Source organism: Xenorhabdus anantnagensis (assembly GCF_028598555.1).
Lineage (GTDB): Bacteria > Pseudomonadota > Gammaproteobacteria > Enterobacterales > Enterobacteriaceae > Xenorhabdus > Xenorhabdus anantnagensis.
The window spans coordinates 33167-58114 of sequence record NZ_JAQRFN010000011.1; the positions used below are offsets into that span (position 1 = coordinate 33167).

The window sequence follows — 24948 nt, forward strand, 5'->3', positions numbered from 1 at the left end:
CCTACGGCGTATTTCTCAAATGACTTAAGATATTAATTTATTAAAATATGGGGCTAGACACCTAGTTTCATGTTGATACTTTATTTCCATATTAACCCGTTAGTGTCTGTCTTTTGATCTTTCGTTCAAAAACAGGAGGATTATCAATTTATTAATCCGGTTTTGTTACATGTTGAAGGAAAAATGTAATGCAATATAAATTAATGGATATTGTGTCAAGGTGAATGTAATTAATAAAATAAAGCTTTCTAATTATGATGCAAGTAACTATGAACAGATTACAGGTTTTACCTCTTACTCAGTATCAAAAAGAAATCTACTATGAAGCTCAACGTAATCCAGAAAGTAGTCAATTCACTATCTCCATAGCAAGGATATTAAAAAAAGATATTAACTTTGAGCGATTTTTTCATTCAGTTAATAACTTCCTTAGTCATAATGTGACATGTCGATTGCGCATCATTGAACAAGCCGATGCGTTGAGTCAACAGATACAAAATATTCCTGCTAATCAAGTAGAAGTCATTGATGCTGAAGGTGAGGACGTTACTGTACTCTTCAAAAAATGGTCAAGGCGAGTTTTTAATCTAGATGATAAATCACTTCTTGAGGTTGCTCTGTTACGAAATCTGAAAGATGGTTGCGCGGCTATTTTTCTGCGCGCCCATCATATTGTTTGTGATGGTTGGGGAATAAATCAGTTAGCAGAAAAAATTTCCAAATATTATCAGGATAATGAGGTTAATCTGGGAATATTGTCTCACAATTCAGAGGAATATATCTCAGCAATCTTTGAGCAAGAAACAATTCTGTCACAACCAGAAATAGAACGGCAAATAACCGAGTTGGCTGTACTTACACAACGTCATGAACCCGTTTTTTTTAACCGGGGAAAGAAGGCTAATGCTTCTCGCTTTATGCAGCACCGGTATATCTTATCTAAGACTAAAGTCGCAAAAGCCTTGTCTCAAGGGATCAATCCCCACCAAGTCGTTATGTCTGCACTAGCTGTCTTATTGTCACGGATACATAATAATACCCAGCTAACAATAGGTGTTCCTTTGCTCAACCGCCGTATTAATCAACTTAATATTGCGGGCCAATGGGCTAATACGCTGCCACTGGCTGTTGCGGTCAATGCAGAGGATACCCTTATTGAACTGGCAGCTCGTATTAAAACAGAAATTAAAAAGCTAAAAACGTTTGAGCATATTCCTCTTGGGCGTTTGCTTAAGTGTATGGGAACAAAAAGGCGTCAATGGTTTGATGTCACGGTATCTTATAATTACTCATCTATAACTGATGCTTTCCGTGATACCTATAAAAGCGAAGATATTTATGCAGCGACTACCGCTCATGAAGATGATGCTATTGCGATCCATGTACATACTTATGGTAGCAATAATGATGTTGCTATTGATATCACCGGTGCGGTAGAAGTTTTCGATGAAGATTATCCATTCGAAACATTTACGGCTGCCTTAGCGCGTATTATCGAACAAGTTATTACTTTACCCACACAAACCGTCTCACAAGTGAATCTTTCTTCGGCAGAAGAAATGGCTCAACTGGCTCTTTTTGAGAAAGGGCCAATTGCAGAATTCTCGGCGCAAGAGACTTTATCAACGTTATTTGATACTCAGGTTTCATTACACGGGGAAGCAGTCGCTATCGCAAATGCTGGCGGGCAACCCGCTCTTACTTATATTCAGTTCCAAACCCGTATAGACAATATGGTGGCTGTTTTACTGAAGGAGGGAGTGAGGAAAGGGGACATAGTTGCGATTTTGATGGATCGCAGCACGGATATGTTAACCGCTATCTTTGCGGTATTGAAAGCAGGTGCTGCCTATTTACCCATAGACTCCAATTATCCGCAGGAGCGGATTGATTATATGTTGAAGGATAGTGGTGTCACGGTCATCATCTCCGACAAACTTAACCAGTCTTTAATCGCTCAGGCTTATATTGTCATTGACGGAAATAATATTGTCATTGACGGGAATAACATTTCAGCACAAGAGCAGGTAAAACAGCCCAATTTATCTACAGCAGATTCTCTGGCATATATGATTTATACATCAGGCTCCACCGGGCAGCCTAAAGGCGTGATGATCAATCATTACTCAGCGGTAAACCGGATTGAGTGGATGCAAGAACGTTATCCACTGGATAACACAGATGTAATATTACAAAAGACACCAATTTCATTTGATGTATCTGTCTGGGAATTATTCTGGTGGTCGATCTCTGGGGCATCTGTCCATTTATTACCCCCTGGTGCTCATAAGGACCCATTAGAGATAATAAAAGCAATCAGTACACATAATGTGACTACATTGCACTTTGTTCCCTCTATGCTCCAGCCTTTCTTAGACATTTTGGAAGCCGAACCTGAATTAGTGGATAAGTTAACCAGCTTGCGCCGTGTGTTCACCAGTGGTGAAGCGCTTCCTCCAGTACGGGTTAATCAGTTCCGTGAGATCTTTTCTAGCTTTGGCTTAAATGCACCCGCCCTGATCAATCTATATGGTCCAACAGAAGCCACTGTAGATGTATCGTATTTCGAATTTCTTTCTGAAAACAATGATGTGATCAACCGGGTTCCCATTGGTTTTCCGATCAACAATACCTCACTGAGAATTATGTCTCAGCATGACACTCGACAACCAATTGGCATTGCGGGTGAGTTGCAGATTGGTGGTGTTGGATTGGCGCGTGGTTATCACAATAAGCCAGAATTGACGGCAGAAAAATTCATTTTGGATGGAAGCGAGCGCTGGTATCGTACAGGTGATTTAGCAAGGTGGTTACCTGACGGTAGCATTGAATATTTGGGAAGAATCGATAATCAGGTGAAGATTAGAGGTAATCGCATTGAATTAGGAGAGATACAAAACACGCTTGAGCGCATTCAGGGAATTAGCCAGGCTGAGGTTTTACCACAAAAGAACAATAATGATGATACTTACCTTTGTGCATACTATGTAATAGCTCACCAGAATGTAACAAATAACCAGAGTTTTACTTCTGAAAAACTGCGTAAAACCTTACTGGAATCTTTACCTGATTTCATGGTTCCTCTGAAATTCTGCTGGGTTCCTTTTATTCCTCTTACTCCTAACGGTAAAGTTGATCGTAAGGCACTTAGTTCGTTGGTGAAAACAGAAGTTTCGAGTCTCCATGATGATGCTCAAACTGAAACGGAATATCAATTGGCAGAAATTTGGAAACGGGTATTAAAGATTGAACAACTTAGTGTGCAGGATAATTTTTACACATTAGGTGGTGATTCAATCTTGATGCTGAAAGTTCGCTCTGAAGCTGAAAAGATGGGAATGAATGTAACCCTTTCTGAGTTATCACAATATTTAACGATAGCCGAGTTGAGCCAACAAATTGACACCAGCCTTAAAGCCAAAAGAACCATTGAGTTATCTCCGTTTGCACTGATCAAAGAAAAAGAACGTGCAGTGCTTTCTCAATATGCGGATGCCTTCCCTGCGACCCAGCTTCAACTCGGCCTGATATATCACAGCCAGCAGAGTAAAGATTCTGCGACTTATAAGGATGTTTTCCGTTATACGCTGAAAGGAGAATGGAAACCTGAGATCTTTTGTAGAAGTACAGAAGCCATTATCCAACGTCATCCTGTTCTTCGCTCACACTTTAATCTGGCTGATTTCAGCGAGCCTTTGCAAGTCATTAATCACAGTATCGATATTGATGATGCCGTGGCGATTAAAGATCTTAGTTCACTGACATTGATTGAGTCTGAACAACTTATTAAAGGGCACATGAAAAAAAGAAGTCGTCAGGACTACCATTTTGATTGTGCGCCTTTGTATCACCTCTGTTTGTTCAAGACCGTAGATACGATAGAAATGGTATTTAGTTTCCATCATGCCATTCTGGATGGTGGCAGTGTGGCAAATCTGGTGCGTGAACTCTTCTCCCGTTATTTGAATGAGGGGCGGTATTTTTCTGAAACAGATGTACTTCCATCACCTGCTTTATATATACAAGATGAACTTCACGCATTACAACATCAGGAACACAGTGAGTTCTGGAAAGAAATGTTTAATGGACTTCCCCGAACACAATTCCCTGGTTACCGATTGTACGAAAGCCTGCCCCAAAATCGAATTTTCACAAAATGGGCCACTATTTCAGACGAAATTGAAACAAAACTGAAAACGCTGGTACAGCAAGAACATGTTTCGGTTAAGTCTGTTTTCTTGGCTGCACATTGTTTAACGGTAGCGATGTTTACGGGGCAGGATGAAATTGCGACGGGATTGGTGACTCATGGCAGGCCTGATGTACAAAACTCAGAGCAGATGCTGGGCTTGTTTCTTAACACACTACCGGTACGTTTCTCTGTATCTGACAAAACATGGAAAGCATGTATTCATGCTGTATTCAGTGCGGAACAGCATCATGCACCATACCGTAAATACCCGCTTAACGCTATCCAGCAGATGGCAGGCGAAGGAGCAAGAATAAGTTCCGCATTCAACTACGTTCACTTCCACGTATTATCTGACGTATTTAGCAGTCCTGATTTGTCTCTTATCGCGTTTGACCCGTGGGAAGAAACTAACTTTGAAGTACTACTCAATGTCATGACTGACTTCATCACAGGTCAGTATCGTCTGCGATGTGATTTTGACGGAAATATTTTCTCACAAGTGCAGGCTGAGACTTATATGGATATCTATATGTCCATATTGAACAAAATGGTCAGTCATGGTGACCAACCAGCAACCCTGAGCCAGCCACTCACACAGAGAAGCAAGGCAATACCCTCTCAGGGATTCATGTCAGCGCTGGCTATGATTGTGAAAAATGTACGGGAGCAACCTGATGCAATCGCGATTCGTTATCACAGTCTGCAATGGAGTTACGAAAAACTATGGTCAGAGTCTGGGAAAATTGCGTCCGCGTTGATTTCCGGGGGAATTGTTCAAAATACGCCTGTCGCTATTGCGCTTGAGCGTTCTCCTACACTGGTTGCATCACTGATTGGTGTGATGAGAGCAGGAGGAGTATGTTTGCCATTGGATCTGAGTTATCCGGCTCAGCGCATCGAAGCTATGCTGGAACAAGCTCAGCCAATACTGGCTATTGTTGATGATAAATCTGATAAATTACTCAACGTGATGGCAGTCCCGACAATGAGAGTGGACACGTTGATAAACGAAAATACGCGTGTACCAGATAGAGAAATAACCCCTGAACAATTGGCTTATTTGCTGTTTACCTCCGGTTCAACGGGTAAACCCAAAGGTGTGGCAATGCCGCATCGTAGCCTGTCAAATTTAGTTATCTGGCAGAATGAAACGCAGACTGGTAAGAATATTCGTTCTACCTTGCAGTATGCACCGCTGAGCTTTGACGTTTCATTTCAGGAAATCTTCTCTACGCTCACTTCTGGTGGAGAATTACACCTTATTAGTGAAGATGAACGGCGTGATCCTTTGCAGTTACTGCGTATTATCGCTAATTACCAGACAGAAAGAATTTACCTGCCTTATGTTGCACTTCAGCAATTGGCTGAAACAGCAGTCGCATTGGAAACTTACCCGAAAAAGCTAAAAGTTATTATTTCATCTGGTGAACAACTCCGGGTCACCGAAGATATTCGTCTGCTTATTGGGCAAATAAATAACGGCATCCTTGAAAATCAGTATGGGCCTACGGAAACGCATGTTATCACTGCATTTACTATGCAGGGTGATCCGGCGTCTTTCCCAGCACTTCCGCCTATTGGTAAAAGTATCAACAACTCAGATGTTGTACTCCTTAACAGTCAATTAGACGAAGTTACTCCGGGCGAACAAGGTGAAATTTATGCCCGTGGTTTACCTATCGCGCAGGGTTATTACCGTCAGCCAGAATTAACCGCTGAACGCTTTATTATGATCAAAGACAGCGATGAACCGCTGTATCGTACTGGTGATCTGGGCGTGAAGCTTAAAGATGGCAATATTCTCTGCTTAGGCCGCAAGGATACCCAGGTTAAAGTCCGTGGTTATCGTATTGAGCTGGCGGAAATAGAATTAGCGGTATCGGGTACTCCCGGTGCTGCCGAAATACTGAAAGACGTTGCTGTTGTCGTTCAACAGCACGGTGAAAGTGATGGTTTTCTGGTTGCATTCCTGATCGGAGAAAAAAACGAAGCATTTACTGTGCGCGTACAGCAACATTTGTCTGAAATACTGCCTAAACATATGCTGCCTTCCCAGATAGAGTGGTTGGGATCACTGCCTAAGACCCCGAGTGGAAAACGTGATGATGCGGCGTTACGCAGTATGCGGATCATGCAGGTGCGTAATGAGGTAGAGGATATTGCTCCGCGAGACAACTATGAGCAGGTATTGTGTGATTTGGCGGCGGATTTGTTGAAAATACCCAGTTTATCTGTTCATCAAAACTTGTTTGATATCGGTGGTACTTCATTGACAGCCATGAGAATGGTCGTTTTAGTAGAAAAATATTTCAGTACCAGCATTCCTCTGTCTCTTTTCATTAGTAACCCGACCGTTGCACAGTTAGCTGCACATATCAGAGAAAAGGGAGGATATCCAAAATTCAGCCCTGTTGTCCCCATGCGTACAACAGGTCATAAACAGCCCTTGTTTTTTGTCCACCCAATGGGGGGAAATGTGTTGTCCTATTTGCGATTAGTGAAGCATTTCCCCGAGGATCAACCGTTCTATGCGTTGCAGGCCCATGGCGTGGATGCGGGATCTATGCCATTGACCAGTGTGCAGGAACAAGCGGCAAATTATCTGGAAGCCCTGCGTCAAATCCAGCCACATGGCCCATATTCAATCGGCGGCTGGTCTTATGGCGGATTTGTTGTATTTGAGATGGCACGCCAGTTGAAAGAGCGTGGGGAAGAAGTTGCAGATCTTTTCGTCTTAGATACGGTTGTTCTTAACACGGAATCGCAGGGAAAAGCGAATGAGGAAGCAATACTGCGATGGTTTTTCTGGGAATTATTGTGGCTGAATGAAGGGGCTACCCTTCCTGAGCAAATTGTACCGGAACATATTACTTCTTTGCAGGAACGATTCGAATATATCACGGAGCATGCAATTGCCACAGGCGCAATTCCACAAGGCAGCTCGCGTGCTGTCGTCCAAAGATTATTTGATGTGTATAAGGCCAATTGGAAAGCGGCTGCGGATTATGCGGCTTATAAGGCAGATATCAATATGACGTTATTACATGCAACACGCCCATTACCTGAGGTACTACGCTCTATGCATGATGCGGTACGAAGTGAATACCGCGATCCTAAAAATGGTTGGGGGCATAAGACAACGGGTCGTATCAATGTCATTGATGTACCCGGTGATCATTTGGAAATTATGGAAGAGCCATATGTGGAGGAAGTTGCAAAAGTCATTCTTCAAGAAATGAATCAATCCTCTAAAAAACAAGTATTGTTAGCTTCGGAGGAAGTATGAGTCGTCCATTAAAAGTGATCATAGTTGGAGCGGGCATTGGTGGATTAACAGCGGCTGTCGTTTTACGGCAGATTGGCTGTTGTGTTGAAGTTTATGAACAAGCCCCCACTTTACGTACAGCCGGCTCAGGTTTGTCTGTCATGTCCAATGCTGTCGCTGCCTTATCTTCTATTGGTGTGAATCTGAAATTGGAGCATTTTGGTGCTCCGGTTAAATGCTTTGAAATCAGAAACGTCAAAGATCGACTGATACGCCGATTACCAATACCTGAAATCTCATCCTCTAATGGATTTGATAGTATTTGTATATCACGTAAGGCCTTGCAGGAAGCCCTGCTACAGCCGCTTGATCAGAATATTATCCATGTCGGGGCTAAGGTCACCGGGATTACCGAGAGTGATGATGGTGTTTCTGTCCGTTTTGCTGATGGCAGAGAAACACATGGAGACTTGCTTATTGGTGCTGATGGAATTTACTCTTTTGTCCGTGACTATATTCAAGGGAATAAGCCAACGCGTACCGCCGATTATATCTGTTGGCTGGCTATCACTCGCTATCAACATCCGCAAATCACGCCCGGTTACGTTGCTCACTATTGGGGGCAAGGAAAACGAATCGGTTTGATCGATATAGGCGGAGGTGAAGTATATTGGTGGGGAACGGCAAATATGCAAATTGAGCAGGCCCGTCAATGGCAAGGAAATAATCAAGATATCTTGTCCTATTATAAGGAATGGCCAGCGATTGTTTCCGATATTATCTTACAAACACCATCCGAAAATATAATCTCTGTTCCTGCACAAGACCGGCCTTTTTCGCCTCTTTGGGGAAAGGGAAGGATCACACTTTTAGGCGATGCCGCTCATCCTATGCTGACAAGCCTTGGACAGGGAGCGGGTATGGCCATTGAAGATGCCGCTGTTTTAGGGCATGTCATGAGGCAGCAGTCAGATCCAATTTCAGTTCTGCGTCAATATGAAAAAGCTCGTATTCCAAGAGCTGAAATGTTAGTGAATGCCTCAAGAGCACTGAGTGAGACTGAACAAGAGGATCGTTTCTTTCATTGTTTGAAGAGGGATCTGTCCTTACGGTTTGCGCCAACGAGAAAGCTTAGGGAAAACCTCGAAAAATCATTAAATTTTTCTATGGAAGACGTTGATCTCTAGGCGGTATGAGACCTTGTAACTAGGCGTTTAGCCATGTAAGCGGCTAATACGGTCTGAGCCCGCCTAAAGTTTTTGAACCCAAGCATAGGGCGTGTTCGCCGTTTGGCGTTGCGATGATCCTGTTCAATCAGGTTATTGAGATACAAGATAGCCATCCTCACCCTGCCAACATACGCCAGCAGGGTGAGGGTGACCATTAATAAACCGGAGTAATCATAAATAAAATTAATGTGATGAATGTCTAATTTATTTATGAATAACTTACTAATAATGTGATTATCGTCTAATTTATACATTGATACTATTACTAAATAGTCTTAACTGTTATATACATTATTATGAATAGTATACTGGTTCCAGAGTGGAAGGATAAAAGTATGTACTCATCTTATGATGTATTAATAGTATTAAGAGGTTTCTTCAATATGAAGAAATGGTTTAATATTGACACCGAACTCGCCTTCTTTTTCCCTCAGAAATAATACCTGCTTTATTTTACTCTATCTATTTTGATTTCGCTTTTTTTGTTCATGCAAAAAGAGTCAGAAATTTTCATTTAAATTATTTAATTTCATATTAAAGGTATTGTCATGGCTAAAAGAATTGTAGAACCGTTCCGCATTAAAATGGTAGAAAATATCCGTATTCCATCAAGAGAAGAGCGTGAAGCGGCATTAAAAGAAGCCGGTTATAACCCATTTTTACTTCCTAGCAGTGCGGTATATATTGATTTATTAACCGATTCCGGCACAAATGCGATGAGTGACCAGCAATGGGCTGCGATGATAACGGGTGATGAAGCTTATGCGGGTTCAAGAAATTATTACGATTTAAAAGATAAGGTAAAAGAATTATTTGATTACGACTATGTAATTCCTGCTCATCAGGGACGTGGAGCGGAAAATATTCTTTTCCCAATATTGTTAAAGACAAAACAACAAGAAGGTAAAGCAAAAAATCCCGTTTTTATTTCTAATTTCCACTTTGATACAACCGCTGCACACGTAGAATTAAATGGTTGCAAGGCAATTAACATTGTCACTGAAAAAGCATTTGACTCTGAAAATTATTATGATTGGAAAGGCAATTTTGATATTGAAAAATTAAAGGACATTATTGCTGAACACGGTGAAGATAATGTGGTTGCCATTGTATCAACGGTGACTTGTAATAGTGCAGGCGGTCAACCGGTCGCAATGAGTAATTTAAAAGAAGTCTATGAAATAGCCAAACAACATAATATTTTTGTAGTCATGGATTCTGCCCGTTTCTGTGAAAACGCCTATTTTATTAAAGAGCGTGATCCTCAATATAAAAACGCAACAATTAAAGAAATTATTCTTGATATGTACAAATATGCTGATGCATTAACCATGTCGGCGAAAAAAGATCCATTACTAAACATCGGCGGATTGGTATGTATTAAAAATGATGAAAATATCTTTACTTTAGCAAGACAACGTTGTGTTCCTATGGAAGGGTTTGTCACCTACGGTGGACTCGCAGGGCGTGATATGGCAGCAATGGTTCAAGGATTAGAAGAAGGAACGAAGGAAGAATATCTGCATTATCGTATCGGTCAGGTGAAATATTTGGGAGATCGCCTGCGGGAAGAAGGCATTCCTATTCAGTACCCTACTGGAGGACATGCTGTTTTTGTCGATTGTAAAAAATTAGTTCCCCATATTCCCGCTGATCAGTTCCCTGCACAGGCTATTATTAATGCACTTTATCTGGAATCAGGTGTGCGTGCGGTAGAAATTGGCTCGTTTCTTCTAGGGCGTGATCCGACAACAGGAAAACAGAAACATTCTAATATGGAGTTTATGCGTCTGACTATTGCTCGTCGGGTATATACCAATGATCATATGGATTATATTGCAGATGCGTTAATTGGTCTGAAGGATAAATTCCAATCCCTTAAAGGGCTTGAGTTTGAATATGAGCCTCCGGTATTAAGACACTTTACAGCCAGATTAAAACCTATCAAATAACCATTATTAATAACGGCTCTCGTTGGTTCTGTCGTATTAACAGAGAAAGTCTGTGCAAAAATGAGGTTGATTAATAATTGCGCAGACAGTTGATGGAAAAAAGCTGCCGGTGTGTTTGGGTTTCCTTCTTCTTGCGGATATTGCCCTTTGCGCAACATGTTGGTCAATTCAATCCCAGCCAACACGGTTTGTGCTCGCTAGAGATAGCGCCACTGGCCTTTGATTTTGATAGAGGTTTCATCCACTCGCCACTGACGGCTGACTACGCCGGTAGCAGGATGGATAACCTACGATGGTAGGTTTTATCAGTCGGCGCTGCATCCAGTGATGGAGCAAGTTGACCTGCATCTGACCAAGTGGTTGCGGTGGATACGTTGTGAGTGTCTGACTTTCATCGTTCAGTCTTAATTCACATCCCCTAAATAGATAGGAGAACCAGAGGAAAAACGCTTTTCTACAACCAAGGGACGTAGAGCCGCAGGAAATAATGGCAGGTTTATAACATCCCCTAAACTAACCCATTGAGCACCTATTTGATTCCTATCCGCATTGATATCTAGGTTATGAATATCGGGGTTCTTATCGGCAAGCGAGGCAAGAAACATCAATTCGATTTGATGGACGTCTTTATCAAATTCAGCGAATTTATGATTGCTTCCTATATATTCTCTAACAAATACCAGCTGTGCAGGTTCAATCTTGTATGTCGTCTCTTCAAGACACTCCCTAATCAATGTTTGAGTCAATGTTTCTCCAAACAGTTGTCCCCCACCTGGAAGGGTATACCATTCATCTGAATCAGATTTATATCTGACGAGTAGAATCTGGTCTTTGTGAATAATAATAGCTTTTGCTGAAATACGAATAGTGGCAATATTACTTTGATCCACGAATAATACTCCTATAAAAAGGTATTTTTGTATTCTGTACACATCGTCCATCTACTCCTTTATTCTTTTTTCCATGTCCTTTGACGCCCACAAAAAACCGTGCCACCAATGGTGTAGAAACTCTTGACTAAACCTATCATCTTCACTACGCCTTTTAAGCCGGATCAAAGAAATATCTGGAGGAGACATTATAAATATCATAAGAACGATAAAACTTATGCATCAACATAGAATTTTCGTTGAATTTCATGGAAACTGTCTTTGCTGAGGAAAGCAATTCGATATTGTCGTTATTCCAGTCATTGAAAACCTATTATTTGATTTAATGCTTAAAAAAACAGGTTTAAATTAATATAACAATATCTTGGACGGTTCTGTTAATGCGACAGAACCTTTTGTATTACCCATCCCGACATGTGCTCGATGTGCAGATTTAATGACCTGATAGGTAGGGGCACTATCTTCCTGAGTCTTAAAATCTTTCCTTTGGTTCTTGTCTATTTTATTAATACTGTCGGTGTTTTTCAGGCCAGTAGCCATAATGCCCCAAATATCCCCGCAAAGTCCGCAGTGTTCCTGCCATTGAATTTCTTGGCTTTTGTCATGCTTAGCATAATTTTATCTGTCTTTTTCCAAAGGCAAATTTTCTGCATGTAATCACGAATGCTCACCAAGGAAAGCTGTGGCTGAAGATAGCGATCTCGAAAAAACAGAAGAACCCACGCCCCATAAACGGGAAAAAGCCCGTAAAGATGGGCAAATTGCGCGTTCCAAGGAACTCACTTCCATCCTGATGTTAGCCGGAGGCGTAAGCCTGCTCTGGATGAGCGGGCAGTCGATCACCCATGAACTTTCATTGATGTTATTCGAAGGATTTAATTTTGACCATAACATGGTCAGCAATGACAAACAGATGGTGCAACAAGTCGGTCGATTACTGAAGCAGGCCGTTTGGGCGCTGTTGCCCGTATTTGTGGGATTGGTATTGATTGCCCTTAGTGCCCCCATCTTGATGGGAGGACTGATATTCAGCTCAAAATCCATCAAATTTGACTTGACTAAACTAAATCCTATTTCTGGCCTGAAGAAAATCTTCTCCATGAATGCACTGGCGGAGCTGTTCAAAGCTATTTTGAAAGCGTCGTTGGTGGGAGGTGGCGCAGCCCTGTTTATCTGGATGAACTGGCCTACCATGTTGAATTTGACCGCTCAACCTCTGCTGGTGGCATTGAGCGATGCCATGATGATGCTGATTTTTGCTGGCTATATCGTCTTATTTATGTTGATACCAATGGTCGCGTTTGATGTGCTTTATCAAATTCGCAGCCATCTGAAAAAATTGAGAATGACCCGTCAGGAGATCAAGGATGAATTCAAGGAACAAGAAGGGGACCCACATGTAAAGGCGCGGATACGTCAGCAACAACGTGCGGCTGCGCGTAAACGCATGATGGCGGATGTGCCCAAGGCTGATGTCATTGTTACCAACCCAACCCATTACTCGGTTGCCTTGCAATATGACAGTAAAAAAATGGGCGCGCCCAAAGTATTGGCAAAAGGGGCAGGACTTATTGCCTTGCGCATTAAAGAAATTGGTGCGGAAAATCGTATTCCGTTATTGGAAGCTCCTCCTTTGGCGAGGGCATTATTTCGCCATGCCGAAGTCGGGGGCTTTATTCCAGCGGCGCTCTATGCAGCCGTTGCAGAAGTGCTTGCCTGGGTTTACCAATTGAAACGTTGGAAACAGGAAGGTGGCCTAAAACCGAAAACACCTGAAAATCTGCCAGTGCCGCCAGCACTGGATTTTGCTGGAGAAAATAATCGTCATGGCTAATCTGGCCTCATTACTACGTTTATCGGGAAATCGTTTACCGGGAAATATAAAAGGCTCTCAGTGGCAAATGCTTGCGGGGCCTGTTTTGATCCTTATGATCTTGTCGATGATGGTGCTACCGCTGCCACCATTTTTGCTCGATCTACTTTTCACTTTTAACATCGCACTTTCCATCATGGTTTTGCTGGTAGCGATGTTTACCCGTCGAACACTGGATTTTGCTGCATTCCCAACTATCTTGCTGTTCTCAACCTTACTGCGTTTGTCACTGAACGTTGCTTCCACGCGAATAATCCTGATGGAAGGGCATACAGGTTCAGCGGCTGCGGGACAGGTAGTAGAAGCCTTTGGTCACTTTCTAGTTGGCGGTAATTTTGCTATTGGTATCGTGGTCTTTGTGATCTTGATCCTGATTAACTTTATGGTCATTACCAAAGGTGCAGGTCGTATTGCCGAAGTAGGCGCACGCTTTGTACTTGATGGAATGCCCGGCAAACAGATGGCAATTGATGCTGATCTGAATGCCGGATTGATCGGTGAAGATGAAGCTAAAAAGCGTCGTACAGAAGTCACGCAGGAAGCGGATTTTTATGGCTCAATGGACGGTGCGAGTAAGTTCGTGCGTGGTGATGCCATAGCCGGATTGATGATACTTGTAATCAACATCATTGGTGGATTGATCGTCGGTGTTGCTCAACACGGTTTGACTCTGGGTGATGCAGCAGAAGTTTATACTTTGCTGACTATCGGTGATGGATTGGTTGCTCAGTTGCCTGCATTAATCATCTCCACGGCGGCAGGTGTGATTGTAACCCGTGTGGCGACTGATGAAGATGTTGGTCAGCAAATGGTGACCCAGCTTTTCAATAACCCAAAAGTAATGATGTTAAGTGCCGGGGTACTTGGTCTGCTTGGTTTAGTGCCGGGAATGCCTAACTTCGTCTTTTTGTTATTTACGGCTGCTTTGGCGGGCGTGGGTTATTTCCTGTTGCGCAAAGACAAAGATCCTTTTGTTGCACAACATGAAGAAATGAAAGCGGTGGAGGAACAGCAACAAACTACGGAAGCATCATGGTCTGATGTGCAACTGGAAGATCCGTTGGGAATGGAAGTCGGTTATCGCCTGATCCCGATGGTGGATTTCCGTCAAAATGGCGAATTGCTTGGTCGTATCAGTGGAATCCGCAAAAAATTTGCGCAAGAAGTGGGATATCTGCCACCTGTCGTGCATATTCGTGACAACCTTGAATTGGCCCCAGCTAGTTATCGCATCATGATGAAAGGGGTTGAAATTGGTCGTGGCGAAGCCCATCCGGGACGTTGGTTGGCGATTAATCCGGGCGGTGCCGTGGGTGAATTGCAAGGTGATTTGACGACAGATCCGGCTTTTGGTCTGGCTGCTGTCTGGATTGATGATAGCTTAAGAGAACAGGCGCAGGTGCAGGGATATACCGTCGTGGCGGCCAGTACCGTTGTTGCAACTCACTTAAACCATTTGCTATCACAGCATTCCAGTGAATTGTTTGGAAGACAGGAGGCTCAGCAATTGTTTGAGCGCGTCAGTCAGGAAATGCCGAAGCTGACGGAAGACTTCATTCCTGATGTTGTTAGCCTGACAACTTTGCATAAAGTCCTGCAAAATCTGATGGCGGAGCAAGTACCGATTCGCGATATGCGTACCATTATTGAAACACTGGCAGAACATGCTCCGGTACAGAAAGATCCTTATGAATTGACTGCCATGATCCGAATCGCACTTGGCAGAGCGATTGCCCAGCAATGGTTCCCGGGAGCAGATGAGATCAAAGTCATTGGTTTGGATGCAGGGTTGGAAAGATTGCTGCTTCAAGCGCTGCAAAATGGTGGAGGATTGGAGCCGGGATTGGCGGAAAGTCTAGAGCGCCAGGCAGCAGAGGCATTGGAGCGTCAGGAAATGCTGGGTGCGCCACCTGTATTATTGGTTAATCACGCATTGCGTCCACTTTTGTCTCGTTTCCTGCGTCGTATACTGCCTCGGCTGGTTGTGCTGTCTAGCCTTGAAATCACCGATAATCGTCAGATCAGAATGACGGCAACGATTGGTGGTGCGAGGTAATATTAGCAACTAAGTATTTTGACGAGTAAGAATAATGGATATAAGGTGATCGCTACGGTGATCACCTTTATTATGGAATGATAACGTATAATTAATCTTTAGGCCCTTGCCATTGTAGCTTTTGTTTCATTTTATCTGGAACTAACTTAAAAAGCATTTTAATTCGTTCTTTATGGAAGTGATAATTAGCACACATCTTATCGTTAGCATTTTCTAAATAATATCTAGCTTGATTATTTAAAAAATGAATATCTTGATTACAAATTTCTGTTTCTTTCAGGGATGAAACAATATTGTGCAATAATTCTGCTTCATGGTAGCATGATTTATTTGTTCCTTTCCTTATTGGGCCAAGTGTTTGCACATTTCTGATATAAGGAAGTGCAAAGCTCAACATCTCAATATATCTATCAATACGGTTCATGATCCTATTCTAAGTATAAAAATCATCTTTCATTCATAAAAGGTATGTTGTACAGCTGCGCAACACTAATGCATATTTTTATTTTGATGAAAATAGGAGAAATATTATATGACTATTTTTAACTAAAAATAAATCTTATATAAATTTTTAATTATTCATTGCATGAATATATGATGGGAAGTGTTTTAATCTAACCAAAAGTTCAGCTTATTAGTAAAGTACTAATACCTCATAATAGTTATTATGAAATGTAGCCTAACTGAAATTATGACTATTTTATGCTAATAATTAATAATGTAATTTTTGGAAGTTTAAAGCCTCTAGAATGGTGTCGTACATAAACTCAAAAGCGCCTTGAGTGATGTCCAGATGAATTTCCAAACCGGTTAAATGATTATTATATGAACTGAAATTCAATGATCTTGAGTGATTGACAGTATATAACGATCGAAATGAGAGTTTTAATAGTTTTTGCCTATTGATTATTGCTAATAAATAGTTAATAACAATTTTAATGGTAATATGAGTTAGTGTATCTTGCTTCCTTTGATAATAGAGAATTTATTATTTTAGTTCATAGGATACGTTGATATAAGTCAAACTTATCTAATAATATCTGGCATGGAGGCTATTGCTTATGTTTTTTTCAGATACGGATATCCCTCACCCGTAGTTTTCAGATAACATTTTCATAACATGATGAATGGTATTTAAGCAAAAAATGCTTTTGTAATTTTATATATAATTGTATATATAACCGTATGAATTGATGGGAAAATAATAGAAATTATCGAGCTGATATTTGGATGAAATGTATATAGAGATAAATGCATCTCCCAATTCTATTTCGATCATTGAAAATGTATTTATTAAGGAATAATAATGTAAAGGATTATATCTATTAAATATAAATAGAATGCATTAAATTTGTTGATATTAATTTATTGATGCTTTATGGATTTTCAATCGAAAGATATTTTTATTTCGATGGATTTTACACACGTAATATAAATGGAATAAAGAATGAAGTTATTAATGAAATCGGCTGTTATCATGGCGATTTGGGGATCTATGATTGTTTCTGCATTTGCTATTAGTAATACTGGCAATATTACCTTTACTGGCAAAGTAACTAAAGGAACATGTTCTTCTACGGTAGCGAGTGATTCTGGTAATGTCACTATGCCTGACGTTGGTATAGGGGATTTTACAAATAAGGGAGATACTAAAGGTGATAGAGATTTTAAAATTACGCTGAATAAGTGTAGTGTTAATCCATCGGGTAACCCTTCAGTAAAAATAAAATTTACTGGTGCGTCAGATACAGATAATTCAAAGGTGCTGAGGAATGGCGCATCGAATTCTCCCGCAGTTGGTGTTGGTATTGGTATTTATAATAAATTAGCGGGATCGCAAATCGAAATAGGAGGTTTACCTGTGGAAATTGCTACTCTAACTTCTAAAGAGACCACTAAAGAATTAAAATTTATTGCTAAATATGTGGCGACAAAAGATAAAGCTGATATTAGACCTGGTCCAGTGCGGGCTAACGCGAATTTTACAATAGAGTACGATTAATTCCAATTCCTTACATTTTCATTTTTTTTATTGCATCTATGATATTTCCACTGTTTTTGGTGGGAATATCCCTTATTTTTAATTTATGTAGGGATGGATATCGTTATGTCAAAATATTTTTTGATCGGGTTGTTATTTTCTCTGCCTGTTTTTCTTACCGCACCCGTCCACGCTGGGATATCACTCAGTAATACTCGGGTGATCTATAAAGCCTCGCAACGTGAAGTAACCATTTCCGCCATCAATGACAGTAAAGAAAATGTTTATCTTATTCAGTCTTGGGTAGATATGTTTACTCCAACAGCTGAATCTTCTGATCAAAAAGCGCCATTTTTAGTAACCCCCCCTTTGTTCCGTTTAGATGCTGAGCAAGAAAACCGTCTACGAATTATTTTGACGAATGACACATTACCACGAGATCGTGAATCTATCTTTTGGCTTAATGTTAAGGCCATTCCTGCCCTGAACGAAAATAAAACAAATCTCTTATTGATATCGCTGAAGAATCGGATAAAACTTTTTTATCGTCCGAAGGGATTGACAGAGCAACTCGCTGCTAATGCCTGTCAACAACTCACTTTTTCCCAGAAAGCAGGACAATTGGTGGTGCAGAATCCAACGCCTTTTTATATCTCTTTTTATGACATTAAGATCGGGAGCAGTTCAGTACCGGAAGTTGGCATGGTAGCACCGTTTAGCCATCAGCAATGGGCGTTACCCATAGGTTCTGGCAATACCGTTACTTGGAGAGCCATCAATGATTATGGTGGCATCACTGAGCCTCAATACCAAACATTATCATCCATACAATAACCTATCAGTTAGAAGATATTTGGTGTCATGAATTTGATTATTCTTACTGTTTGTAAACGGCTAGCGTTGTTGATGATGATATTGTTGGTGGCATTGCTGGTGATAGCAACAGGATTCCTGCCTACCGTTGGCTATGCCCGTGAATATTTTGACACCAATGCGCTGGAAATCCATGATCCGTCTGCTCCGCCACCCGATTTAAGTTATTTTGCAGAAAAAGGAGGCAGTGCGCCAGGAACATACAGGGTTGCTATCCATGTCAACGATCAGGACAAAGGTACACAAGATATCCAATTTGTGGTGGGAGCCGAAAAAAAGCTTCAACCCGTCTTATCGGTTCAGCAATTGGTTGATTGGGGAGTCAATATATCTGTTTTTGCTGGTTTGAATTCAGAATATCAACTTACTGATTTATCTGATTTTATTCCTTATGCCAGTGCATCATTACAACTGAGCCACCAAACTTTGCTGATCACTATTCCTCAGGCAGAAATGACAACAGCAGCCCGTGGTGCAATTGATTCATCGCTTTGGCAGCAAGGGGAATCAGCGTTATGGGCTAGTTATGACCTCAGTGGTGTTGACACTTGGGGTAAAGGCTCTGGTACAAATAATCTTTATATGAATTTACGTAGTGGATTGAATTGGGGAAGCTGGCGCTTGCGGAATTATTCCACCTACTATCGAAACTTTGGCAGAAATAGTAGCGATAAAGCACATTGGGAAAATCTGAGTACATCTTTGCAACGTGATATTCATTCTCTAAAAAGCCAGCTCGTGATTGGTGAGACTAGTACACGGGGAGAGCTGTTTAGTGGATTTGCTTTTCGAGGCGTCACTCTGACCTCGGATGATAACATGCTACCAGATAGTCAACGGGGCTTTGCTCCGGTAGTGAGGGGAATAGCAGAAAGTAATGCTCAGATCACTATTCGTCAAAACGGGTACATTATTTATCAGACCAATGTTCCACCCGGTGCTTTTGTGATTGATGATCTTTACCCTATATCTTCTGGGGGAAATCTGGATGTGGTCATTCGGGAAGCTGATGGCCGTGAACGCCACTTTGTTCAACCATTTTCATCAATTCCCATTATGTTGAGGGAAGGGCAATTTAAATACAGTTTTACAGTGGGTGAATACCGCAATTCGCATGTATATGCTGATCAACCAATCTTTATGCAGAGTGAAGTTTATTATGGCCTGCCATATGCAACAACTATGTATGGCGGTGTGCTACTGTCTCCAAATTATCAGGCATATGCAGTTGGCGTAGGATACAGTTTTGGTCACTGGGGATCTTTGGCATTTGATATCACACAATCACAGGCTGATATTATCAATAAAGGTCAACAACAAGGTTGGGTCTATCGGGCACAGTATGTTAAAGACTTCGAACAGGCTGGCACTAATCTGTCTTTGACCAGTTATTATTACCCTTCACCATATTTTTATGATTTTCAGAACGTTAATAACAGAGCGACGTATCATGAGCGGTCATACCTCAATAAACATAAATTTCAGTTCACACTGAGCCAAAGTTTATCGGATTATGGCAGTCTCTATTTTTCTGGTTACTTGCAGAATGATTGGGGAAGCAGAGGCACTACCCGTAGTTTGAATGTCGGGTACAGCGTAAATTATTCCAATATCCATTACTCGCTGAATTACACCCAAAATATGAGTTCAGGCAACTCAATGGCCGATAATCAACTGGCATTCAATGTACAAATTCCACTCGAACGCTGGCAGACAAATAGCTGGGCGACTTATAGTATCAACCATAATCGTCGGGGCGATATCAACCAATCGGTTGGTTTGAGTGGTATGGCCTTAGATAAATTGAATTACTCTCTGCAACAGAGTCACAGTAATAACGGTCAGCGCACTAGCGGTAATATAAACCTTAACTATAAATCTTGTTATGGTGTGTTGTCTGGCGGATATCACTACAGTGATGACTCACAGCAGGTTAATTATGCTCTCAGAGGGGGTATCGTTGCCCATCGTCATGGCTTGACTTTGTCGCAACCGCTGGGTGAAACCATTGTTTTGGTCAAAGCATCTGGTGCTGCTGGCGTTAAAGTCACTGGTTATAGCGGTGTTGAAACTGATGGACAAGGCCATGCAGTATTACCTTATGCCAGCCCTTATCACCATAATCGTGTCGCCTTATCACCGGATTCTTTTGGGGAGGGAGTAGAAATTGAGTCTAATATCCAGACTGTTGTTCCAACCCAAGGAGCCATGGTCGTGGCTGATTTCCAAACACGGATCGGCCGCCGAGTGTTGTTTAATTTGACTTATCAGGGCAAACCTATTCCTTTTGGCGCAATAGCTACCTTGAATGAAGAAAATACATCTCGTTCCTTTACTGCGAATCAGAGCATTGTTGGCAATGGTGGGGAAGTTTATTTCGGCGGTATTCCAGAACAAGGCCAATTATCTGTGCAATGGGGAAGTCGTCAGTTTGAACAATGTAAAACGCATTTTACGTTGCCAAAAAATGAAGCTGCGGTGATTTCGATACATGAAAATTGTCAGTGATGGCAGGAGACCATCATATTTCTGTGTTAACCATTTTTTGTTAACAATGGTGACATAACAATGCTGACAAAATTAATATAAGGAAGGGCTGATGAAAGCATTTATTTATCCATGGTTATTGCTGGCTTTTATATTTTTTATTTCTGGTAAAGTGTATGCTGATTGTTCTGGAAGCGATGAAACATTGCCTCAATATGAGGGATCTATTCCGCTACATGCCCCTTTTCTTTTGCGAGTCAATGAACTAGTCATAAATACTAGCAAGACAATAACATGTGTAAATCTACCAACAGGAGTTACGGATATCTCTGTTGGTATAAAATCTTATGGGATAGATTCGGGAAAAACGACTGAAAACCGTAAAATTTTTAAACTAGGCAATAGTGGTCTTGGATATACCGTTAGAGGTACGCATAATGGTAGAGGAAATCGAAAATATATAACGGGCAGGGAAGAAATTTCTGGTCCAAATACCCGGAAAATTTATTCTGTAAAGGTACAACGAAATGGTTCTGCTAATTTGCAGTTGGCACTCAAATTTGATTTTTACAAGATTGGCCCAATAATTCCAGGCAATTATACCTCCCAGTTATTGGGGGCTGTCGTTGTTGCACCGAATCGTGGAGGGAAGAAGCAAGAATTTAAATTGACCACGAGCATGATAACAGTCCATGCACGATCGTGTTCCATTAATGACAGTAATATTCAAGTTTCATTAGATTCGATCACACGAATTCAGTTACCCCGAATTGGTTCCACCGCAGCGGAAAAAGCATTTGATATACCTTTAAATTGCGACGCACGTATTAAAGTTAACATGCTTTTGCGGGCTGGTTCTCAAGGAGCTTATGACTTCCAAAAGGGGATTATCAAACTTAATCCTAATGCCAATACGGCTAGTGGTGTTGGTATTCAAATTTTGGATGGTAAGAAATCAACTCCCATTCCTCTTAGTAAAAAAATTGAGTATATCGAAACAATAACAGAAGGACCTGTCAATATTCCTTTAAAAGCGCGTTATTATCGGTATGGCAACGTTAAAGAAGGGGTAGTTAAGGCGACAGCGACATTTACCATGAGTTATGAGTAATATCGAACTTAATTTATGATTGGAATTGAAATTCATTACATTTTAATTCTTCTAATGAGTTAATCATAATATAGTCTCCTATGTTGTTATAAGAAGAATAAAAATTATTTATCTATAATCATTATTTCCAGTAATGAAATATAATTGCTATGAAAATTTATTTTTATCTATGATTTTGTGAATAATTTCACAATGTGATACTAAAAACAGTGTAATGAGAATTATTCTCTTTTTTGTAAGGGGAAATAATATAAGTATACAGAAACAGACCCCTTATTATTACTCATGAACCAAGAGGTCTGTAAAGATTACTGCTTAAGCAGTAAACGAATAATCAAACGCTGATTTTGTGGCCTGACAATGCTGAATTGTGGCGGGCTTGGCCATCTGCACCATAAAGAGAAGGGCTGTGGTGACTTTTCAGAAAAGCAATTGCCTTACTGTTCAACTCAATATGTTGATCCAGCAAAAATCCATTATGCGAATTTAAATCGCGGATGCGTTCAATAGATTGACTAATTTGACCCCATAATACTGCCAATCTTTCATAGTCAGCATAGGGTACATTTATTTTCAGCGTTTCATTTAATTGCTGGCGTTTTCGTTCAGCGTGATCAAGTGCCGAAAGCAAAAATGTTTTTTGTTCCGTCACGCGATGTAAATGATTTGCCTCAATAAAACCTTCGCTCAGTATGCGCTGTTCTTCTGCCATAGTTTGCGAAAGCGAATTTAAGTGTGCGCTCTGCTGTTCAAGCAAGAGTTGAAGTTCTTTCATTTACGGCTCTTTATGATTTTGATGGTTTATTTATCATATTCCATGTTTTCAAGGGCCTCCCTGAATAGGGCATCAGCAATTTTACCGCTGTCCATCGTCAGTGTTCCCTTTGCAATGGCTTCTTTCAATTGTTGCACTTTCTGGATATTAATATCCTGGCTACTTGGTTGGACGAGCTTTTTCTGCGCTTCGCTCAGCTTGACTTGTGTATCGGCGCTTTTTTCAGCGACCGCCACCGTTCTGCGAGCGCTCTGAGCACCTTCATTGGCATTGCGCTGTTGTAAAGCAGCCATGGCCAGTAGAGGTTGAGTGCGTTCAATACTCATAATTGTAATCCTTTAATCAGGCATTATTTATTTGTCTTAGGTAGCAGGCGATATACCGCTGGCATGCCTGTAAATCATGGTCTGTTGATTATATCGGCTTGCAAAAATAAAACTTTAGCCATTTATAACACCATTTTTACACTGCCATTTTCTTGAGCTTTACCCGTAATAACCTGTCCAGAGTTCAGGCGGATACGGATATTATCAAAACTCGCGGCGTTGTTAATCGCTTTTCCTTCGTAACGCACCTGAAAATGATGTCCATCTACGGTGACGACCACATTTTGTCCAGCTTTAATCGCCCATGGACGCCGAATCATATTGCGTGTGATGAATTGTCCGGCAGGTATGTTGCGGATCGCAATACCATTTTGTATGGCCTTTCTGTTACGGATTATGTCGTTTGGCAGTTTATCTAAAGACCCCGTTTTTACTTGAAAATCTTTTTCTGTCAGGACGGCATTGCGGTTAATCGCGCGCTTAGAAACCAAATAAGGGCCAGTAACATTAATGTACGCCTGAAGAAAACGACGTTGCTGACCACAAGTTACAGGGACGGAAAGGTTACCCCAATTTTTGTTGCCAATTGACGGTTGTATTTCAGGAAGTTCACAGGTCGGCCATTGTTGTTCAGGCGTTTTGATTTCCACTGAGATTTTATGGCCCGGTGTGTGATGAATCTGCCTGAAATAGTCAGTAATCAATTGCGGTAAGTTATTCCCCCAAGCCAAAGAACTGCCAAAAGATAGATTAAGGAAAAAAGTAAATAACCCGATAAATTTTAACGCAGGCATTTCATCACCTTAACCTCATTAGCGAACCATGATTTCAAAAAATATTCAGGACCTGTTGGATGTTAATAGTGTAACGCGATTGATTATTCGTTAATGGGATAAATAGCAATTCAATTTGTTTCTATTCTTCGAATCACCTTTTTCTTCTACGTTTATTCTGTTAGCTGCTTGGAGCTTATACCCAGCAGATTTCATGTGCCGAGCCGTTAACCGTGCCGTTAATAAAGTGGTTACGTGAATGATGAAAAAAGGGCGATAAGCTCTTGATGCATTATTGGGGGCTACCCCCTACAGAACAGACCCAAGGGAGGAATATGCTCGATAAATTAGATGCCGCTTTTCAATTTCGACAAGAAGCGCTGGCACTCCGTAGCCAGCGGCAGGAAATTTTGTCTGCCAACATTGCCAATGCAGATACTCCTGGCTATCAGGCGCGTGATATCGATTTTGCTGATCAGCTGGAAAAGGTGATGGCACACGGTCATGTATCGGGAAATGGAATTGAGCTAACTCTGACTTCCGATCGACATATTCCCGGTCAGTATGAAAAAGGTTTGGAGATGGATCTGTTGTATCGGGTGCCATTCCAGACAGCCATGGATGGAAATACCGTTGACATGGATATGGAACGTAGCAATTTCGCGGATAACAGCCTGAAATATCAAGCCGAACTTACCATGATGAATGCACAAATTAAAAGCATGATGTCAGTTCTACAGTCACAAGGATAACGGGAATGTCTCTACTCAGTGTTTTTGATATTGCCAGCTCTGCGCTCACCGCTCAGTCCCAGCGACTGAACGTCAGCGCCAGCAATATGGCGAATGCCGATAGTGTTGTGGGGCCGGATGGCGAGCCGTATCGCGCCAAGCAAGTGGTTTTCCGTGTTGCTGCACCAGCAGGGCAGGAAATTGGCGGTGTTCGCGTCAGCGAAGTGGTGGATGATCCCACGCCTTTCCGTCTTGAGTATCAACCGGGTCATCCGCTGGCCGATGAAAAAGGTTATGTGCGTATGCCAAATGTGGATGTGGTCGGGGAAATGGTCAATACCATCTCTGCTTCCCGCAGCTATCAGGCGAATGTTGAAGTGTTGAACACCACTAAGTCCATTATGTTGAAAACGTTGACTCTGGGTCAGTAACAG

General features: G+C 41.4%; 18 protein-coding genes and 2 pseudogenes. 12 read left to right on the forward strand and 8 right to left on the reverse strand.

The annotated features are described in order from the left end of the window. Window positions 1-269 precede the first annotated feature (269 nt). The gene (locus PSI14_RS10415) at window positions 270-7478 is read left to right on the forward strand and encodes a non-ribosomal peptide synthetase (protein ID WP_273575826.1); all 7209 of its coding nucleotides are present in this window, start codon (window positions 270-272) and stop codon (window positions 7476-7478) included. Further along, on the forward strand, window positions 7475-8644 hold the full coding sequence (locus tag PSI14_RS10420) for an FAD-dependent monooxygenase (RefSeq protein WP_273575827.1): 1170 nt from the start codon (window positions 7475-7477) through the stop codon (window positions 8642-8644). Before PSI14_RS10415 ends, PSI14_RS10420 begins: the two co-directional genes overlap by 4 nt. On the opposite strand, the pseudogene PSI14_RS10425 reads toward PSI14_RS10420, so the two are convergent. After that, a pseudogene (locus PSI14_RS10425) lies at window positions 8641-8793 on the reverse strand (DDE-type integrase/transposase/recombinase); the annotation flags it as partial. The gene PSI14_RS10420 and the pseudogene PSI14_RS10425 overlap by 4 nt on opposite strands. 228 nt (window positions 8794-9021) lie before the next feature. Between PSI14_RS10425 and tnaC the strand changes: the two are divergent. After that, window positions 9022-9126, forward strand: a complete 105-nt coding sequence (gene tnaC, locus PSI14_RS20185; RefSeq protein WP_370688843.1) for a tryptophanase leader peptide — start codon at window positions 9022-9024, stop codon at window positions 9124-9126. Window positions 9127-9234: 108 nt separating this feature from the next. Further along, complete coding sequence (locus tag PSI14_RS10430; protein WP_273575828.1) at window positions 9235-10638, forward strand: tryptophanase; 1404 nt, start codon at window positions 9235-9237, stop codon at window positions 10636-10638. Window positions 10639-10721: 83 nt separating this feature from the next. On the opposite strand, the pseudogene PSI14_RS10435 reads toward PSI14_RS10430, so the two are convergent. The 3 genes and pseudogenes from PSI14_RS10435 to PSI14_RS10445 all read right to left on the reverse strand — a co-directional run. After that, window positions 10722-10835 (reverse strand): annotated as a pseudogene (locus PSI14_RS10435) (IS6 family transposase); the annotation flags it as partial. Between the two features lie 207 nt (window positions 10836-11042). Next, window positions 11043-11528, reverse strand: a complete 486-nt coding sequence (locus PSI14_RS10440) for an NUDIX domain-containing protein (RefSeq protein WP_273575829.1) — start codon at window positions 11526-11528, stop codon at window positions 11043-11045. Between the two features lie 348 nt (window positions 11529-11876). Next, on the reverse strand, window positions 11877-12068 hold the full coding sequence (locus PSI14_RS10445; protein WP_273575830.1) for a hypothetical protein: 192 nt from the start codon (window positions 12066-12068) through the stop codon (window positions 11877-11879). 142 nt (window positions 12069-12210) lie between these two features. Between PSI14_RS10445 and flhB the strand changes: the two genes are divergently transcribed. Both flhB and flhA read left to right on the forward strand, forming a co-directional pair. After that, a complete protein-coding gene (gene flhB, locus PSI14_RS10450; RefSeq protein ID WP_273575831.1) occupies window positions 12211-13362 on the forward strand; it encodes a flagellar biosynthesis protein FlhB in 1152 nt (383 codons plus the stop codon). Then, entirely contained in the window at window positions 13355-15457 is a 2103-nt protein-coding gene (flhA, locus tag PSI14_RS10455; protein ID WP_273575832.1) for a flagellar biosynthesis protein FlhA, read from the forward strand. The genes flhB and flhA overlap by 8 nt, the downstream gene beginning before the upstream one ends. Before the next feature lie 91 nt (window positions 15458-15548). On the opposite strand, the gene PSI14_RS10460 is transcribed toward flhA, so the two are convergent. Continuing rightward, window positions 15549-15881, reverse strand: coding sequence for a hypothetical protein (locus tag PSI14_RS10460; RefSeq protein WP_273575833.1), 333 nt, complete (start codon window positions 15879-15881; stop codon window positions 15549-15551). A gap of 1023 nt (window positions 15882-16904) precedes the next feature. Here PSI14_RS10460 and PSI14_RS10465 point away from each other — a divergent pair. From PSI14_RS10465 to PSI14_RS10480, 4 genes are all read left to right on the forward strand, one after another. After that, window positions 16905-17459, forward strand: a complete 555-nt coding sequence (locus PSI14_RS10465) for a fimbrial protein (RefSeq protein WP_273575834.1) — start codon at window positions 16905-16907, stop codon at window positions 17457-17459. 105 nt (window positions 17460-17564) lie between these two features. After that, window positions 17565-18272: a fimbrial biogenesis chaperone gene (locus PSI14_RS10470; protein ID WP_273575835.1), complete on the forward strand. Its 708-nt coding sequence runs from the start codon at window positions 17565-17567 to the stop codon at window positions 18270-18272. 27 nt (window positions 18273-18299) lie between these two features. Then, the gene (locus tag PSI14_RS10475) at window positions 18300-20819 is read left to right on the forward strand and encodes a fimbria/pilus outer membrane usher protein (protein ID WP_273575836.1); all 2520 of its coding nucleotides are present in this window, start codon (window positions 18300-18302) and stop codon (window positions 20817-20819) included. Between the two features lie 91 nt (window positions 20820-20910). After that, window positions 20911-21909, forward strand: coding sequence for a fimbrial protein (locus PSI14_RS10480; protein ID WP_273575837.1), 999 nt, complete (start codon window positions 20911-20913; stop codon window positions 21907-21909). Window positions 21910-22243: 334 nt separating this feature from the next. Here PSI14_RS10480 and PSI14_RS10485 read toward each other — a convergent pair whose 3' ends face one another. From PSI14_RS10485 to flgA, 3 genes are all read right to left on the reverse strand, one after another. Further along, window positions 22244-22684: a flagella synthesis protein FlgN gene (locus PSI14_RS10485; protein ID WP_273575838.1), complete on the reverse strand. Its 441-nt coding sequence runs from the start codon at window positions 22682-22684 to the stop codon at window positions 22244-22246. A gap of 26 nt (window positions 22685-22710) precedes the next feature. After that, entirely contained in the window at window positions 22711-23010 is a 300-nt protein-coding gene (gene flgM / locus PSI14_RS10490; protein WP_273554154.1) for a flagellar biosynthesis anti-sigma factor FlgM, read from the reverse strand. Between the two features lie 122 nt (window positions 23011-23132). Further along, window positions 23133-23804, reverse strand: coding sequence for a flagellar basal body P-ring formation chaperone FlgA (gene flgA / locus PSI14_RS10495; protein ID WP_273575839.1), 672 nt, complete (start codon window positions 23802-23804; stop codon window positions 23133-23135). 314 nt (window positions 23805-24118) lie between these two features. On the opposite strand from flgA, the gene flgB reads away from it, so the two are divergent. Further along, window positions 24119-24535 (forward strand): flagellar basal body rod protein FlgB, encoded by a 417-nt coding sequence (gene flgB, locus PSI14_RS10500; protein ID WP_273575840.1) that lies wholly within the window; start codon window positions 24119-24121, stop codon window positions 24533-24535. Window positions 24536-24540: 5 nt separating this feature from the next. Further along, entirely contained in the window at window positions 24541-24945 is a 405-nt protein-coding gene (flgC, locus tag PSI14_RS10505) for a flagellar basal body rod protein FlgC (protein WP_273554157.1), read from the forward strand. Window positions 24946-24948: the final 3 nt, after the last annotated feature.